The 16,558-nt window shown below is 33.3% G+C and carries 16 protein-coding genes; 12 read left to right on the plus strand and 4 right to left on the minus strand.

The genetic code is table 11. The features are described from left to right. Positions 1 to 5: 5 nt before the first annotated feature. Together QZZ41_RS06650 and QZZ41_RS06655 are read right to left on the minus strand one after the other, a co-directional pair. Positions 6 to 1,109 carry a WYL domain-containing protein gene (locus tag QZZ41_RS06650; RefSeq protein WP_295069702.1) on the minus strand — a complete coding sequence of 368 codons (1,104 nt, stop codon included), beginning with the start codon at positions 1,107 to 1,109 and terminating at the stop codon, positions 6 to 8. A gap of 177 nt (positions 1,110 to 1,286) precedes the next feature. Beyond that, the gene (locus QZZ41_RS06655; protein WP_295069704.1) at positions 1,287 to 1,637 is read right to left on the minus strand and encodes a hypothetical protein; all 351 of its coding nucleotides are present in this window, start codon (positions 1,635 to 1,637) and stop codon (positions 1,287 to 1,289) included. A 301-nt stretch (positions 1,638 to 1,938) separates the two neighbouring features. Between QZZ41_RS06655 and QZZ41_RS06660 the strand changes: the two genes are divergently transcribed. The 6 genes from QZZ41_RS06660 (at position 1,939) to QZZ41_RS06685 (ending at position 3,860) form a co-directional block, all read left to right on the plus strand. Continuing rightward, positions 1,939 to 2,133 (plus strand): antitoxin, encoded by a 195-nt coding sequence (locus tag QZZ41_RS06660; protein ID WP_164174074.1) that lies wholly within the window; start codon positions 1,939 to 1,941, stop codon positions 2,131 to 2,133. A gap of 4 nt (positions 2,134 to 2,137) precedes the next feature. Next, entirely contained in the window at positions 2,138 to 2,368 is a 231-nt protein-coding gene (locus QZZ41_RS06665) for a hypothetical protein (RefSeq protein WP_295069707.1), read from the plus strand. Positions 2,369 to 2,378: 10 nt separating this feature from the next. Then, complete coding sequence (locus QZZ41_RS06670; RefSeq protein ID WP_295069709.1) at positions 2,379 to 2,738, plus strand: hypothetical protein; 360 nt, start codon at positions 2,379 to 2,381, stop codon at positions 2,736 to 2,738. A gap of 24 nt (positions 2,739 to 2,762) precedes the next feature. Next, positions 2,763 to 3,011, plus strand: a complete 249-nt coding sequence (locus tag QZZ41_RS06675; RefSeq protein ID WP_164174077.1) for a hypothetical protein — start codon at positions 2,763 to 2,765, stop codon at positions 3,009 to 3,011. 140 nt (positions 3,012 to 3,151) lie between these two features. Then, positions 3,152 to 3,394, plus strand: a complete 243-nt coding sequence (locus tag QZZ41_RS06680) for a PF20097 family protein (RefSeq protein ID WP_295069711.1) — start codon at positions 3,152 to 3,154, stop codon at positions 3,392 to 3,394. A 178-nt stretch (positions 3,395 to 3,572) separates the two neighbouring features. After that, positions 3,573 to 3,860, plus strand: coding sequence for a hypothetical protein (locus QZZ41_RS06685; RefSeq protein WP_367267453.1), 288 nt, complete (start codon positions 3,573 to 3,575; stop codon positions 3,858 to 3,860). Positions 3,861 to 4,041: 181 nt separating this feature from the next. Here QZZ41_RS06685 and QZZ41_RS06690 read toward each other — a convergent pair whose 3' ends face one another. Next, positions 4,042 to 4,683: a hypothetical protein gene (locus QZZ41_RS06690; protein ID WP_295069715.1), complete on the minus strand. Its 642-nt coding sequence runs from the start codon at positions 4,681 to 4,683 to the stop codon at positions 4,042 to 4,044. Between the two features lie 143 nt (positions 4,684 to 4,826). Here QZZ41_RS06690 and QZZ41_RS06695 point away from each other — a divergent pair, with 143 nt between their 5' ends. The 4 genes from QZZ41_RS06695 (at position 4,827) to QZZ41_RS06710 (ending at position 8,639) form a co-directional block, all read left to right on the plus strand. Beyond that, positions 4,827 to 5,402: a recombinase family protein gene (locus tag QZZ41_RS06695; RefSeq protein ID WP_295069717.1), complete on the plus strand. Its 576-nt coding sequence runs from the start codon at positions 4,827 to 4,829 to the stop codon at positions 5,400 to 5,402. A 29-nt stretch (positions 5,403 to 5,431) separates the two neighbouring features. Continuing rightward, on the plus strand, positions 5,432 to 6,196 hold the full coding sequence (locus QZZ41_RS06700) for a hypothetical protein (protein WP_295069719.1): 765 nt from the start codon (positions 5,432 to 5,434) through the stop codon (positions 6,194 to 6,196). Between the two features lie 75 nt (positions 6,197 to 6,271). Then, positions 6,272 to 7,141, plus strand: a complete 870-nt coding sequence (locus QZZ41_RS06705) for an NERD domain-containing protein (RefSeq protein WP_295069721.1) — start codon at positions 6,272 to 6,274, stop codon at positions 7,139 to 7,141. 115 nt (positions 7,142 to 7,256) lie between these two features. Beyond that, a complete protein-coding gene (locus QZZ41_RS06710; RefSeq protein WP_295069722.1) occupies positions 7,257 to 8,639 on the plus strand; it encodes a leucine-rich repeat protein in 1,383 nt (460 codons plus the stop codon). 59 nt (positions 8,640 to 8,698) lie between these two features. On the opposite strand, the gene QZZ41_RS06715 is transcribed toward QZZ41_RS06710, so the two are convergent. Beyond that, complete coding sequence (locus QZZ41_RS06715; protein WP_295069724.1) at positions 8,699 to 9,748, minus strand: DNA/RNA non-specific endonuclease; 1,050 nt, start codon at positions 9,746 to 9,748, stop codon at positions 8,699 to 8,701. A gap of 369 nt (positions 9,749 to 10,117) precedes the next feature. Here QZZ41_RS06715 and QZZ41_RS06720 point away from each other — a divergent pair, with 369 nt between their 5' ends. Continuing rightward, the gene (locus QZZ41_RS06720; RefSeq protein ID WP_295069726.1) at positions 10,118 to 13,414 is read left to right on the plus strand and encodes a leucine-rich repeat protein; all 3,297 of its coding nucleotides are present in this window, start codon (positions 10,118 to 10,120) and stop codon (positions 13,412 to 13,414) included. A 121-nt stretch (positions 13,415 to 13,535) separates the two neighbouring features. Then, the gene (locus tag QZZ41_RS06725; RefSeq protein ID WP_295069728.1) at positions 13,536 to 16,556 is read left to right on the plus strand and encodes a DEAD/DEAH box helicase family protein; all 3,021 of its coding nucleotides are present in this window, start codon (positions 13,536 to 13,538) and stop codon (positions 16,554 to 16,556) included. The last annotated feature ends 2 nt before the right edge of the window (positions 16,557 to 16,558 follow it).

Genomic DNA, 16,558 nt, shown 5'->3' on the forward strand with positions numbered 1-16,558 from the left:
AGTTTTTATTCATTCCTGCAGTATTTTTCATAGGCTTTGGTGATATCATCCTTCAATCTCTGTCTAAGTGATTTCGGAGAAATGACTTCAACAAAATCAAAGAAACGTCTTGCCCATATTAGCATATTATCGAAGGTGCTTTCGACTGAAACCTCAATAAATGATTCTTTTTGGTCATGTGGTTTTATACTGTAATTATCACCAAAAAAATCAACTATCTCAGTTATTGCCCATTCTGGGCATCTGAAAATAAAAGTTTCTGTTTTACCTCCCCACATCATTCTGTGAGTACTGATATATTTCTTTGTATCGATGTTCTTAGGTGCGTTAGCAATGCTTGTTTCAGGAAAGTAAACTGAATCATATATTATCTCTATCTCGCTCATCCTGTCTATCCTGTAATTGCTTATCCTATCAGGAATTCGGTTATCATCATATGATTTACTGCATACAAGATAATAAAAGCCGTCATTAAAAACTGTTCTGTAAGGATTTACGGTATATATTATCTCATTGCCATCTTTGTCTTTCTCATTCAGAAGTGAACCTTTGAGTGTGCGTGTCAAGCGGCAAAAACTAATTTGTCTTTTTTCAATGATAGCCTTATGTATGACTTTCATGTTCCTCATAAATTCATTTACCATAACTTTGCTCTTCTTAGTATCGTTTAAAACATATGGTTTGAATTTAGAATGAAAATTTTCAGAAGTAAGTGTCATTAGTTTCTTTATAAGATCTCTTCGTTCTTCTTTTACAATATAGTCACACGAACTCACCATATCGATTAGATACCTTAACTCATAATCGTGGAAAATATGCTCAATGCGGATATTTGTCTTCCTTTTTTTATTGTTATCTGTACCACATTTATATTGCCCTAACAGATCATTCTTTATTTCATAGAATTCGCTTATTGCATCAAGACTTCTGTCCAGTGTCTTATTGTCTATTGTTATGTCATGTAAGCCAAATTCATTATTTATATGTTGCATGACTTTCTTTTTTGTAAGCAAATTGTTTTCATCGGAATATTTAAGCAGAATATAAAGGACGATAAGTTGAGAATATTTAATGTATTTCCTTTTTCCTTTTTTTGTTTTTTCAGGCATGATTATTCACCCCATCGTATAGTTACTATTAAACACAGAATGTGCTTATATACATATTATTATATCATGAATAAGCATATTTTTCAATAATCAAGAAAATTGTTTACATTTTTTATGCAATTAAGCTAACAGCTGATACTATAAATGATAAAGGGACGGTAGTTAACCGTCCCATTTTTATAGCGTCCGTCCTTCTTCCTGCACAGCAGCAGTTTTTGCGTTCTTCTCATAGAACTTCTTATATGCTTTTGCAAGAGTTTTCATATCAGAGGTATCAATGTCATGCTGCTTAATGTACTCATCGAAGTCGATTTTTAGGTTTATCCGCTTGATAATATCCTCAACTGTATTGGCATCCTTGAAGCAGAACATCTCGATTCCGTTCAACGGTTGAGTAGTCCTTCCGTTTTCATCAAGGCAATTATAATTGATTGCTCTGATGATACCGTCATGAATTCCCTGAACAATAGCATATTCGTTTTCCTTGTACTTGTAAAGCTTAACAAGTGATTTATATGTTTCCTTCATAACAGTTCCTTTCTCCCCGTTTTTGAGCCGATAGGTCAGCTGACTGGTTTTCGGGATTTTTTTCAATTCTGTGCTTAGATTATAGCATATAGACGGCTATACGTCAATATTTTTCTGTGAAATGATCACATTTCTTATGTGCTTTCGGATAGCTGCACACATATAGACGGCTATACGAATTGTTATTTTGTGCAGATTTACAGTTTTTTGCTTTGGCTTGACTGGAACGTCCCTATATGATACAATTATGAGTACCAAATATGCTGCGTTGCTACAAGTAGCAACGGGATCGGAGCTATTTATGTATAACGAAAATGCCAAGAATAGAACCATAAGGTATATGAAAGGAAGCCGTGATAAGCTTACCATAAACTTACCTAAAGGAAAAAAGGACGAATACAAGGAATACGCTCAGTCTAAAGGCATGAGTTTGACGGAGCTCATAATGAGTCTGATTGAAACAGATATGAAGAACAGCTCAAAGGAACAGGAGTAACAATATGGCACAGAAAGAGATAATTGATAGAGATACCTATAAGAAGATAAAGAAAATGGATCGTGAAACACTGACTAAGTTCATTCTCCAGTATGGCGATGAACTGCTTGGTGAACAGGGCAAGACAATAGATCTTCCAGCTTTGGAAACTGAATTGAGTAAGATAAAGGGCATCGGCGGAAAGCGACTTGAGGAAATTATGACCGTTATCGAGAAATTCTTAGATGTTGAATAGCAGGAGAAAAATGAAAAAAGACGATTTAGATTATGTTATCGAAGCATTACAGAAAAGAGATGAGATACTTATCAATGATAAGCCTATAAGGCAGTACAATAAGTATTTCGATAAGATGCGAAAATATGCAAGGAAAATTATAGACGAAGGTCGTCAAGAGGAATTGCTGCCATTATTAGACAGTGATAATATATCTTATCGATTTGATACAGCAGGCTTGCTTTTTCACTGTTATCCCGAGAAATGTACGCAGATAATGAAAGAGATTTCGGATATGTCTGTAGAAACAGGACTTCCAAAATATTATATAATTGTAAGTGTATCAGCACATATGGATTTAGAAATTGGCATACCAAAGGATTATCCATAAATAAATACTTAGATGAGTGAGACTATGAAAAGACGAAAAAGAGAATTACTCCCCAAAACCGAACCGTTAAAGCGCGATCCTATCGAAGATACCGAATATTTCCATACTATTATAGATCAAGTAAGAACTGAAGCTGAATCTTTAGTAGAACCAGATATCAGGCTTGGTAGGTCTTTGGTTGTTGATAGGGAGATACAACGAATATTAAAGGAAAAATACAATATTGATTGGAAAACACCTGAAGAAATGAATCCAAATTGGGATCTTTTATAGTTCCCAGTACATTCTGTGCAGTGATGAGTTGCTCTTAGATTAGTGACTTGAGGAATTATAAACGTTATCAAGAAATTTTTGGATTTGTAAATTTACAATAATAATAAAAACTAAATCGGAATTTGAAGAGGAGGATCAATATGAAATGCCCATATTGTAAAAAAGAAATGGAATTGGGATTTATTCAAAGCCCACAGGAGATCTCATGGAAGAAAGGCGACAAAAGGCCGCTCTTGGGTCGGGCACAGTTTCATGAAAGTTCTGTGATTCTTTCAGAACTATCCTTTCTGAAGGGATCTGCTGTTACAGCTTTCCTCTGTAGAGAATGCAAGAAAGTAATTATAGATTATTCGGATGAAAATTCTGATTTCAACCAGCGGTAATTTCTGATTTACATTAGCAATTAACTCAGTTTTTTCTTTTTCAAGAAAGTTGATACAAATATCAACCGAATCGATATAATTCGACTTAATTCGACTTTTTCTCTCTTTTTATTCTGACGCCTTTTATCAGATCGTGTGTTATAATGATACTATCATCTTAATTATGGAGGTATCTACTATGAACACAATCAAAAAAGGACTAAAAAGAGCTGCATACGAATTCGGCGTTCCCTTATCTGAGGTAAGAGATGTGATACAGGAGTTAATTGACGAATGCTATAACAGCACTGACAAGGAAATATATGACAGATGGCGTCAGATTTGCCCTAATGGAGAAAAGCCAACTCCTGAGCAGTTAATTGCCTATGTAACTGATATGATTAAAAACGAACAAAATGATACATTACAAACGTCCAATAAAAGGTTTAATCTCATGCACCTTTTACTTGGGCGTTTTTGCATCTAATCAGCAACTAATAAAAAAGGCGGTTCACAATATTGAACCGCCTTTTATAATGTGATATAATAGAATTATCCTTATAGAGTAAACTCTATCGGGATAGACAAAAAGTGTCCTCTTAAAGACGTTTCATTATTTAGCGGACGTCCGCTAATAATTTGCCACTCTAAAAGGACACTTTTATAATTTATCTGTTCAAATACCGATATTCGTTGTAAATATTATTTACGGTTTCGGCAAAGAGCGTCCTTGAATGCTTATCAGGATTATTGTTGTTACCTTTATAGAACAAGTAACGCTCACGGAGTAATGGTTTATAGTTGTTTTTTTCAATCCATTGTAATTTGTCACCAATATAATACGATTTATCTCGGAACTCCCAACTAAAATAAGGATTATTCCCTTTGTTGTACCTGATATACTTCTGACGTCCGTCATTACAATGACGTACTATCGCTATATCACAGCTATGTTCAATTTTACTTTTCGATTTATCTACTGCTTTAAGTGTAATTACGCTTTTTGAATTTTCAATCTTTGAATAGCCGAATTGTCTCATGTGTTTTTGAAAAGCTTTAAAAATGACTTTTCTTATAAATTCTGGACTGTACTTCCCTTCTGGAACATTCGGCTCGATGTTCAGATCAAAGTCAAACCCAATATTCCCTTTTACCTCACAGGTAATCATATTACGGCTTGAACTTCCAATAAAGTCAAAGCGAAACGTGAAGTAAGGTTTAACTTCCTTCTGAACTGCTTTAATAAGTGAGATTATATTCCCCTTATGTGGAGCAGCTTCTTTCCTTGAGACATACTTAAATTCTCGCATACAAAAAACTCCTTTATAATTATAATAAGTATATCCCAAGCCTCCGTTTGATACCTTCAAACCTTTTTATAATATCACATAATAAAGGAGTTGTCAATATAAAAATTTGAGTTGATACAAATATCAACGGAAAGGAAAGCAACATGGATAAAACATACATAGGTTATGCTCGTGTGTCATCAATGGAGCAGAATGAAGCTCGTCAGCTCCACTCCTTTGAAGGCTACACTGAAAAAATAAAAAAAATATTCATCGACAAGCTCAGCGGCAAGAATACGGACCGACCACAGCTGCAAGCTATGCTCAGTTACGTCCGTGAGGGCGATGTTGTTGTTGTTTCTGACTTTTCCCGACTTGCAAGAAGTACAAGGGATATGTTACAGATCGTTCAGGAGCTGACCGATAAAGGCGTTGGACTTATCAGCCTAAAAGAGAATGTGGACACTGATACTCCGCAGGGACGGTTCATGCTCACTGTGTTCGCAGCTCTGGCAGAGCTTGAACGTGAAACGATCCTGCAACGGCAGCGTGAAGGTATTGCTTTAGCGAAGCAGCAAGGCAAGTACAAAGGACGCAAGCCTATTCCTTTCAATGAAGAAAAGTTCAGAGCTGAGTGTAAGAAATGGCGCAATGGCGAACAGACCGCAGTTGCTACAATGAAAAAGCTCGATATGAAAAAGAATAGATTTTATAAGTTAGTTAAGGATTTCAATATATAATTGCTATACTATTTGAAAGAAGGTTAAATATGTCACTAAAAATTATTGGCTTGACTATTATTTTCTCCATTATTTTTATTATGCTTTTTGCCGCTGTATTTGCTCCTTTACGTTCGAAAGTAAAAAAAGAGAAAACTAATTATGAAGAAACAACAATAAATAATAATGAAATCAGTAAGTGGATTTTTCACTTTTCGTGTATCTGTATTTTTATAGTTTATTTTTTACCAGCTTTATTCTATTGTTTTTACAAGAGTGCTGATTGTATTATATTGAAGATATTGTTATTGCTTTTAAATGTTGTTTCTATATATGTTGTAATGTGGATAATGGACTCATTTCTTTTCAAATCAAAAGAAAAAACGCTGGATGCCAATATTAAAAATCTCATCTATTTATTAACACTTATAGTTGCTTTTATTACTCTTGTCATATTTGGACTTTTAAATTTTGGCGATTTAATAAATGGAGATGAAGATACAGATGATTTTCTGGAATATATGATAGCTCCCTTATGTGCATTAATTGGTAATATTATTCCTTTAAAAAGTGTGTATTCCGTGAAAGGAGCTAAGAAGGAAATATATGAAAATATAAAAGGTGAATACTTCATAGAAAAGAAAGAAGATAAAAAAAGAACCTATCGTATTACATTATCTATCAATACTATAATAGCCTTATTTTTCATCTTTGATAAGCTCATTTATATTTGGGATAACACTTATCTTGTGTCAATTGTTTTAGGAATTGGCATTGCTTCCTTATTAGTTCGCTTATTTAAATTAATGGAATAATAGCTATGATATAGTCTTACACTGATACTTGTTTCTTAATGGTATATCAGATAAAAAAATAAAGGAGTTGATACTATGGCAAAAGGTCTGATTGACTTGCTCGCGGACGCAATAAGCGATTTATACTGGACAGACGAAAGGTTGGGAAAGTATGGAGAGAAGCTTACAGAACGCAAGCTCAACATGGTAAATTTATTTGGACGCAAAGGAAAAACGCTCAAAAACATCTATATTCCCAAAGATAATGGTGAAACATCTGAGATTGATCTTGTTTATATAACTCAAAAAGGCATTTTTGTTATTGAAAGTAAAAACTATTCAGGTTGGATTTTCGGAGATGAGAAGTCTCAGTATTGGACATCATCTTTGCCAAACGGTCAAAAGAACAGATTTTACAGTCCATTGAAGCAAAATCGTACTCATATTAAGTGGTTAAGTGCTTATATGGCTAATTTTTCTTCAATTAGTATTCCTATGTACTCTATTATTGTATTCTCAGATAGGTGTGAGTTAAAAAGAGTACCAGCTGATAGTGTCGAAGCCATAATATGTAAAAGAGAGAGCTTATACTGGAGAATTAGAAGCGTATGGGATAATCTCCCAAATATTATTTCTGATAGTGATATTGAGGCAACGTACAATATCCTTTTTAGGCTAACTGACGTTTCAGAAGCTCAAAAACAAGCTCACATTGATAATATCAATATGAAGTACCATAAAAGACATACAAATACTCAACCTGTGAATGCTGCTCCCCCTATCCCTCAGCAGAATATTCCTCCTGTTGTTCAACCTACATCTTCACCACAGGTTAATACAGTTCCACATTGCCCCAAATGTGGAAGTCCTCTTGTACTGCGTACCGCGAAAAGAGGTGATAAGGCAGGTAATCAGTTCTATGGTTGTAGCAATTTTCCAAAGTGTAGATATATTCAAAATCTATGAGTTATTTCAGAAAAGTCTGTTGATACAAATATCAACTATTGTATTAATATTGACGTAGCTGCATTTGTGTGATATAATTAAGCAAAATAATTAACTCTGAAAGGAGCATATAATCATGAAGTTTACTAAATTATTAGCAGGATTAATATCAACAACTATTATTTGTGGTTCAGTTACATTAACGAGCAATGTACCATTTTCTTCTATTTCCGTTAAAGCTGCGGAAGAATATGAAAAGGAAACTGTTGGCGATTTTACATTCAATGTTTACTCAGATCACGCAGACCTTGCAGCTATAAAAGCTGGTGTAGACGGAGATATAATCATTCCTTCAACTATTAACGAAGTTCAGGTAACAGGTATAGCAAAATTAGTGTTTAGCTCAAAGCAAAAGTTTACTTCCATAACCTTGCCGGATAATCTTTCTGAGATTAACTCTGATTTTAATTATAATAGGGATTTGAAAAATATCTATATAGACGGTGCAAATGATACTTTTACAAGTATTAATGGTATTCTTTTCAGTAAGGATAAAAAGCGAATTATTGCATATCCTTTAGGAAAAACTGAGGAAACTTATAATATTCCCGACGGAGTAAAAATTATCGGTACTCATGCGTTTGCCAATAATAAAACTATGAATAATGTTGTTCTGCCTGACACACTCGAAGAAATAGGAAAATCAGCATTTAGTGGATTTGAAAACCTTGAGTCTATAGATCTTCCTTCTTCTTTATCATTGCTAAATCAAGGAGCATTTGAGTTTTGCCATAAATTAAAATCTGTAACTATTCCAGAGAATGTATCTTCTATAGGAAATAACTGCTTTGCTTTGTGTTATGATCTTGAAGAAATTTATATCTTAAACCCTGAATGTAAAATAAACGGAAATGGAAACACTATTTGCAATAAAATGGTTGATGATCCTGATGGTTCAGCCAAAAGTATATATGTGTTCGATGGCGTTATTCATGGATATGAAGGTTCAACTGCACAAGCATACGCAGATAAATATAGGTATAAATTTGAGTCTCTTGGTAAGTATGATAAAGATATAAGCCAATCTACAACAACAGGCGTTCCGACAACTTCTACATTAACTTCAACAAGCACAACTTCGTCGACTACAACAACTACAAGCACAACAACAACTTCCACTACCACATCTTCTGAAACTACTACTTCAACTACCGTTCCCAACACTACTACAACGTCCAATACAACGCCAGAGCCTCCTGTTACGGAATATTCCCTCGGTGATATTAATAATAATGGAAATATAGACGCTGTAGACGCTTCAACGGTTCTCGCCTATTATGCGATGATTTCAACCAATAAAGATGGTGGATTTGATAATAATCAAAAGGCAGCTGCTGACGTAGATCACGACGGAAAGATAAATGCCGTAGATGCTTCAAATATTCTTTCATATTATGCTTATGTTTCGACAACAAAGGAAGAAGTAATGTCAATGGAAGAATTTATGAAGAAGAAATAAGTTTATTATTACGAAAGCTCCCTACATAAGGGAGCTTTTCTTTTTCAATAATGCTGTTTTTATGGATTACAGCGTTTGCATGGCTCATATCCCATTGCTATCACATCATCTCTTGTTCCAGTGTATTCAAGTTTATTCTTATCTTTCATGCTATCTACGCTTGAACAAGAAGGATAGTGAAATTTCTTAGTATTCGTATTAAGGATATATGTTGGGTAATCTTCAATAGGTATATTTCTTTCAGGAACGCTGTCAGCTTGTTCTGTGAGTAAAGGCTCTGTTTCTTGTATTAAGCTCCAACTGCTTCCGTCTGCATAGTTTATTCCGATATTAGGCTGAACATTATAGCAGTATACGCAGAATTGAATGCCAGCACCGTTATCGTCCAATGAATACGCTTCCATAAGAACACCTGACGCAACAAGATTATTGCCTTCAAAAACAGGTGTAACTCGATAAAGGACATGAGCATTGTAAGACTTCACATAGTTAGCCACTTTATTCTCGAAAGGCTGCATACCTTCAATGTTCATATATCGTGTTCCTGTGATAAGGTTCAGTACATTTGCGTTCTCCCCTGCAAGTTGATAGCCAATAAGATGACATCTATTATATAAGTAAATATCATCTATAATACCGCTGTAATTAGCTGTTTGCCATCCCGATGGCTTAATAGCTCCGATCTCGCCTCTCGGTTCAGTTGGCATAATCTCAATGCTTACGTTCGCAAAAGCAGTACCACAACGTCCAAGATCGTCCAGTGGACTGTAGTATTCAAATGAATTTGTAGGATAGTCTGTAAAAAAAGGTTTGTTATCATTTATTTCGGCATAAGGCATTCCACTATACTCAGGAACAGCTTCAATAGAAAACGCAGTAGGTTGTATTTGTGGCTCGGTAACAGTAGTTATTTCTTCAGCAAGAGTTGTGACAAGTAAAGTGGAAGTAGTTGCTGATAATGTTGTTACTGAAACAGTGGAAGTAGTAATAGAAGAAATATAGCTTTCTGTAGTTACAGAAATGCTTGTGACTTCGATAGATGAACTATGCGTAGTTTTGTTTTCAATGCAGCCTGAAAAAAGACATAATCCTATTGAAAAAAGAATCATTAATCTTCCAAGTTTATTCCTCATTTTTCCTCCTACCTCTGATTGTTTGAATACATATCAAACAAAGTATAGCATTATGAAGTCCGATTGTCAACAAAATATACCACTTGTAATTTGCAAAAGTCCATATCCTTTTCGTAATAATAACACAATCGCGTTATAGCTCCATTTAGGCAATACACAGACAACGACCATTTTATTAAAACTCACAATTATTTGTGAATTTATACAAACAGGAGTAATATGTAATATTCAAAACGTAAAAAAATATTTCCAGAATGTTAATTTAAAAATCCTGCTGTTGTTCATTTCTTTTCGATAGTATATAATACAAATGTACTTTTATTAATAGACTATTGGAGGTACCATATGAAGACAAAAAAAATTATAAGTTGTTTTACTGCATTTACTTTAGCATTATCTTTTCTACCTTTTTCTCATAATTTAACAGAAAACAACATTTCATACGCAACTACTATTGAACAAATTAATCAAGCGGATGTTTTCCTTAAACAACCACCCGGAAGTGTAACTTGTACTTTAGTAGCTTCTGCAATGCTAATGCGCCGTGTTGCTTATTTGCGTGGTGATTGGGATTGGTATTCGATTACAGAAAGCTCTTTAATGCCAACCGCCTGGTTTTCAGAAGGATTATATAATAGTTTCAGCTATAAAGGCATTAATGTTACATATAAATATGTTAATAGAGGTGATACCGACACATTAATATCAATGCTAAATCAACACCCCGAAGGAATAGTCGTATATAATTATGACTATCCTCATGCAATACTACTTACTGATTATACTAATGGCACTTTTTACTGTGCTGATCCAGCAAACGGTGCTCCAAATGGGCGTATTCCTGTTTCTCAAGCAATAATAAGTATCTATGCGATTGATAAAGTTTGGTATTGTTCAAGTCCTTCAGTATCGCCTTCGCCAAGTGTAATTAAGGTAAACTTTAATGCTGGTGATGGAAAATCCACTTCATCTCAAAAAGACGTTAAATATGGAGAAACGTATGGTGATTTACCCAGTGCGACATTAAATGGTTATTCATTTGATGGATGGTATTCATCAAATGGAGAATGGATTAATTCAAATTCTTCTGTAACAATAAATCATGATCACACTCTTTCTGCCCACTGGAAAGGAAATGAATATACTGTATCATTTAATTCAACTGGTGGTGAATGTGAAAAAAGCAGTAAAAAAGTGATTTATAATGAACAATATGGAATGTTACCAGTCCCTAACAAGGAGAATTATACATTTACTGGATGGTATACATCTATAGATGGTGGCGAAAAAGTAACTAATGAAACATCATATAAAACACTCGGAGATACAATTCTATATGCTCATTGGAAAGACGAAGTCATTGCGGGCGGAGAGTGTGGAAAAAGTGCAAAATGGGAATATGATAAATCAGGAACTTTAACCATAAGTGGAAGTGGAGACATGGAAACTAACTTTACCAATATTCCATGGGAAGATTACAGAGGAGGCATAAAAAAAGTTATTATTGAAGATGGCATAACCTCTATTGGTGAAATGGCTTTTACTTTCTGTGAGGAAATAGAAGAAGTTACTATTCCTGACAGCGTAACTAAAATAGAGTTTTGTGCTTTTCAGAGTTGCAAAAAACTAAAGAAAATAGCATTTCCTGCCTCGGTTCAAACTTATGGAGGATCAATATTAAATTGCTGTTCAAGTCTTGAAGAAGTAAGCTTACCTTCAAATTTGAAAAGAATAAGTGGAGGAATGTTTTCTTCATGTGAAAATCTAAAAACGGTTGAAATACCAGCTTCGGTTACAGAAATCGGTTCCAGTGCATTTGCTATGTGTCCGATTGAAACAATTAATCTTCCAGAGGGGATTATGAAAATCGAAAGAGGTGCTTTTCAAGGAAGTAAAATCAATTCAATTGAACTTCCTGAAACTTTAACAGATATAGGCGAAGGTGCTTTTGCTGGTTGTCCAAACCTTAAATCAATATACATTCCCAAAAATGTTTCCAATATTGGAGATATAGGAACAGGAAAATCAGTATATGGTTCTGCTTTCTATCAATCTGAGAACTTATGTGAAATTAATGTTTCTCCTAATAATGAGTATTACTCAAGTCAAGATGGTGTACTATTTAGTAAAGATAAAAGTGTATTGTATGCATATCCTGACGGAAAAAAAGATAAGACATACATTATTCCAGATAATGTAAGAATAATTGAAATTGGTTCTTTCAATTTCTGTAAATTAGAAGAAATAACAATTCCACAAGGACTTGAAGAAATTCATCAAGGAGCTTTTTCGCAAAGTGCAGAATTAAAATCAATGTCATTACCTGAAAGTGTAAAGAAAATCGAACAATGGGCTTTTCTTGGCAATGAAAATATGCAAGAACTAAAAATAGAAAATGAAAACTGTGAATTGAAGGACAATATAGGATTTGATGGCTGTATTTATGGTTATATTAGTTCAACTGCACAACAATACACAAAGAAATATAAAAATAATTTTATGCCTTTAGATCTAATGCTTGATGAAACTCAAATTGACCTTAGAAATGGAGATCAATACAATATACTTGCAAATCAAAAAGATCTTTTTTATAAGTCAAACAATAACGATGTTGCAATAGTATCAAAGAAAGGACTGATAACCGCTGTTGGCGAAGGAAGTGCTTTAATAACTGTTTATAACAACAATTCTGAGGCTGTACAAATGACAGTTAATGTTTTACCAGTTATACCGACCACTACAACATCAACGACTACAACGCAAAAGTCTACAACTACCACTACAACATCAACAACTACAACACAGAAGCCTACAACGACAACGACAACATCAATGACTACAACGCAGAAGCCTACAACGACAACGACAACATCAATGACTACAACGCAGAAGCCTACAACGACAACGACAACATCAATGACTACAACGCAGAAGCCTACAACAACTACTACAACATCAACGACTACAACGCAGAAGCCTACAACAACTACTACAACATCAACGACTACAACGCAGAAGCCTACAACAACAACTACTACCTCAACGACCACAACGCAGAAGCCTACAACTACTACCAATAAGCTTGATGTTTTGAAAAATACAACATTAACTCTAACTAATGGGGATCAATATGTAATCCCAATTGATACAAGTGATTTAATATTTAGTTCAAATAATAAGGAAGTTGCCGTTGTATCTAATAATGGTACAATTACTGCTATAGGAACTGGAGAAGCAATTATTAGTGTGATTGATGTTGAGTCAAATGTAGTTCAGTTAAAAATTAATGTTCAGCCAGTCACGACAAGTTCAGTTACTACAACGACTACATCTATTACGACTACAACAACTATAACAACTACTATTTCTCAGCCTGTTGAATATAGACTTGGCGATGTAAATAATAATGGAACAATAGATGCCGTTGATGCTTCAACAGTTCTTGCCTATTATGCGATGATTTCGACCAATAAAGATGGCGGATTTGATAATAATCAAAAGGTAGCTGCTGACGTAGATCATGATGGAAAGATAAACGCAGTAGACGCTTCAAATATTCTTTCATATTATGCTTATGTTTCAACAACAAAAGACGAAGTTCTCCCGATGGAAGAATTTATGAAGAAGAACATAAAACATTAATCGTGATACCCCTATATTATATAGGGGTATTTCATTTATGTTTCGTTGACACACACAATAAAATGTGATATTATTAAACCAGATTTCTTTTCAATGTAGTATAATAAATGGGGGGATATAAATGAATAAAAAAGATGCCTTTAAGGAAATAAATATGCTACAAGACGAATATATTGATGAACTAATTAGGATAATCAATAGTCCAGATTATAAAAATCTTAAAGCAATCAATTTCACCTCTGCGACTGGTACGGGAAAAACAAAGATGATGAGTAAACTGATTAATAAGTTTTCTGATTATTTCTTTATAATTACAACACTCTCAAAAGGTCAATTACATCTTCAAGTTAGAAACAATCTTATAAAAGATTGTTATAAAAACAATTTTATCGTTTACGGAAGTGCTGATTATAAGATAAACAGTAAGCTTGACGCTGAGAGTATTATTAATAAAATACCATTGATGACTAAATGTATATGGCTACGAGATGAAGGGCATATTAAGACTAATCGCTTTGACGAATTACTATTAGACAAGTGTTACAAAGTTATTAACTTCTCTGCAACAAACCAATATAGTGATATTCAATGCAATTTTACCCAAACTATGATGTTACGAACTGTCCATCAAACAAATGGAACACCTGAAGAAGCTATTAACAAATTACTTGAAATAAAAGCTATTCATAAGAACGTTGCTAAGTATAATCCATGTGCAATTTTTCGATGTGTAGGTGGAGATGAAAAGTTATATGACAGAATTATAGAGCTATGTAATAAAAACAAACTAAAGCATATAGACATAACAAATGAAAACTTTATTATGTCAGAACTATGTGAAGATGATAACGAATATGATGTAATTATCAATAAGTTCAAGCTTATAGAGGGTATTGATATTCGCAGAGCACACGTTCTTTATATGGATAATCAGCCAAGCAATAATGCAACCACAATTCAAGCTATTGGCAGATGTAGACGTAATGCTTTATTATATAGAGAAGATATAGATATATTATCACCTGAGAACGAAGAACTTCTGAAAGGGACAAGAGAATGCTATGTATATTATAATGTAGAAAAAATGAAGGTTTCCACAGACGAGAATGGTGAACTTCAAATGGCATTTTGTAATCACATCTCATGTGAAGCATTAAAGCCTAACACGACAATAGATGTAGTTAATGGTCAATTGCCTAATGGACTATTTGTGCTTGAATTGGAGGGAGAAACAGGAAAATTTGATATTAAGATTGATGAAGATACAGGTTTCAATATTGTTACTCCATTGACCAGATTTTATGATGTCTCTATTAATGGCTTAAAGAATTATGTATACACATATACCAAAAAAATACATATTGATAACATACCTAAGCTCAAACTTATAACAGCAGAGAAACGCACCGATTACGATACAGGTGAAATATATATTCGTGAATGTGCCCCTTACTATAGATTAGCTGAAACTAATTATTTAGAGACTAACGTGAAATGTACTATTTCAAACGATATTCGTCAGATTTTTAAAAATTATAAGAGCAATTACCGTGCAGAATTAATACGTTTAAAGCTCGATAATCGTTGCCTTGACGAACTTATAAAAAGAATTGATTATTCAAAATATAAAAAAGAATATTTAAAAAACTATGTGGACGATTATGTAAATACTAATATAAAAAAATTTGGAATGAAGCAATTTTGTCATCTTCTATCAACTTTAGGAGATAAAAAAGTTAGTATCAAACTTGGGGACAATTTAAAAACATATTGTCTCAATGACTTTTGTGACGAATATGACCTCCTTCTGTTTCAGTTTTATTATATCGAACTAAAGAAGAGAAAAATTCCAAATGATTTTCTTTCTAAACCAATAGAACGTTTTATTAAATTAATGCTTGTTCCTTCTTTTTTTTCAGTCAAAGATAATACTCTTACTAAAAGACTGATCTATGCTCTATTTGATGAACAATACAACATTTATAATAAAAAGATACTATATTCACCGTTTGAGCCTTTTTTTGTTACTCGCACAAGTAATGAAGTTGTTAAGATAAGTGAAAAAGACATCACAACATATTTTTCATATATAGATATGTTATTAAATAATCAGGACTATGTATTTATTAGTATTAATGGGATAGTCTCTAAAATTTCAGAAATATTAAAAAATGCAGAAAGCAGCTTTAATAATAACATAATTCCAAACGTAAAGTATTCATTTGAAAGCTTATATGAAAAATTAGATAATGAAGAAGAATTCATGATAAAAAACAACTACATAAAACCCCGTTTTTTCATTACACAAAAACAACTTGAACATTATAATTCATATACAGAATATGATAAAATTGAAAATGATAAAGAAAGTGCAATTATTGGTGTGGATTTAATGAAACAAATAAAGTTTATGGATAACTTAGTCTGGATTGAGTCCTCATCTGTAAGTGCGAAAATAGGTAATTTTGACAAACTGAATATTTTTTTATCAAATAAGTATAGTCATGAGTTAGCTCAAGCTTCATCACAATATTTCAGTGGAAAAAACAATTTTAAGCTTGATAAGAAATGCAATTCAATTATAGGATACTGTACAGAGTACTATTCCAAATATTTAGTATATGGCAAGGCTTACTTAGCTCAATTTATTGAGCAAGCCCAAAAAGAGTTATGCTCAGATTTAATAAACGACAATATTATAATTCGAGCCTGTATGTTGAAATATAAGGAAATGATGGCAAGAAGCTTTGGAACAAGAGTATCTAAAATAATTAAAGGTATACCTGTTCAGCAGCTTATTCAAGAAAAATACAATTACTTTATAAATCTTGTTGTTGAATTAGGTACAAAAACAGCAAATTATGTAAAAAGAACATTATATTCTGATAGACCAATGATAGATAATATAGATCCGAATTTATCTATTAGGCATATTGCTGGTCTTGCCGATTATATCACTACTGACACGATATTAGATGTAAAAGTAAGAAATTACATTGACGAAACCTGTGTACGACAAGTACTTGCCTATCATTATCTTTCAACGAAGCGTTCTGATTTAAATATAAATCGTGTAATAGTTTATGACGCTGTAAGTGATAAGTCTGTTATAATTGATATAAATAAAACTCAGGAGGGATAACC

The organism is Ruminococcus sp. (assembly GCF_016283395.1).

Excerpts from the sequence above, each read along its gene's own strand:
- QZZ41_RS06670 (WP_295069709.1), top strand. The coding sequence starts at position 2,379 with ATGAAAAAAGACGATTTAGATTATGTTATCGAAGCATTACAGAAAAGA.
- QZZ41_RS06715 (WP_295069724.1), bottom strand. The coding sequence starts at position 9,748 with ATGATTCTTTTTTCAATAGGATTATGTCTTTTTTCAGGCTGCATTGAA.
- QZZ41_RS06705 (WP_295069721.1), top strand. The coding sequence starts at position 6,272 with ATGGCAAAAGGTCTGATTGACTTGCTCGCGGACGCAATAAGCGATTTA.
- QZZ41_RS06650 (WP_295069702.1), bottom strand. The coding sequence starts at position 1,109 with ATGCCTGAAAAAACAAAAAAAGGAAAAAGGAAATACATTAAATATTCT.
- QZZ41_RS06685 (WP_367267453.1), top strand. The coding sequence starts at position 3,573 with ATGAACACAATCAAAAAAGGACTAAAAAGAGCTGCATACGAATTCGGC.
- QZZ41_RS06655 (WP_295069704.1), bottom strand. The coding sequence starts at position 1,637 with ATGAAGGAAACATATAAATCACTTGTTAAGCTTTACAAGTACAAGGAA.
- QZZ41_RS06695 (WP_295069717.1), top strand. The coding sequence starts at position 4,827 with ATGGATAAAACATACATAGGTTATGCTCGTGTGTCATCAATGGAGCAG.
- QZZ41_RS06725 (WP_295069728.1), top strand. The coding sequence starts at position 13,536 with ATGAATAAAAAAGATGCCTTTAAGGAAATAAATATGCTACAAGACGAA.
- QZZ41_RS06690 (WP_295069715.1), bottom strand. The coding sequence starts at position 4,683 with ATGCGAGAATTTAAGTATGTCTCAAGGAAAGAAGCTGCTCCACATAAG.
- QZZ41_RS06660 (WP_164174074.1), top strand. The coding sequence starts at position 1,939 with ATGTATAACGAAAATGCCAAGAATAGAACCATAAGGTATATGAAAGGA.
- QZZ41_RS06680 (WP_295069711.1), top strand. The coding sequence starts at position 3,152 with ATGAAATGCCCATATTGTAAAAAAGAAATGGAATTGGGATTTATTCAA.
- QZZ41_RS06700 (WP_295069719.1), top strand. The coding sequence starts at position 5,432 with ATGTCACTAAAAATTATTGGCTTGACTATTATTTTCTCCATTATTTTT.
- QZZ41_RS06665 (WP_295069707.1), top strand. The coding sequence starts at position 2,138 with ATGGCACAGAAAGAGATAATTGATAGAGATACCTATAAGAAGATAAAG.
- QZZ41_RS06720 (WP_295069726.1), top strand. The coding sequence starts at position 10,118 with ATGAAGACAAAAAAAATTATAAGTTGTTTTACTGCATTTACTTTAGCA.
- QZZ41_RS06675 (WP_164174077.1), top strand. The coding sequence starts at position 2,763 with ATGAAAAGACGAAAAAGAGAATTACTCCCCAAAACCGAACCGTTAAAG.
- QZZ41_RS06710 (WP_295069722.1), top strand. The coding sequence starts at position 7,257 with ATGAAGTTTACTAAATTATTAGCAGGATTAATATCAACAACTATTATT.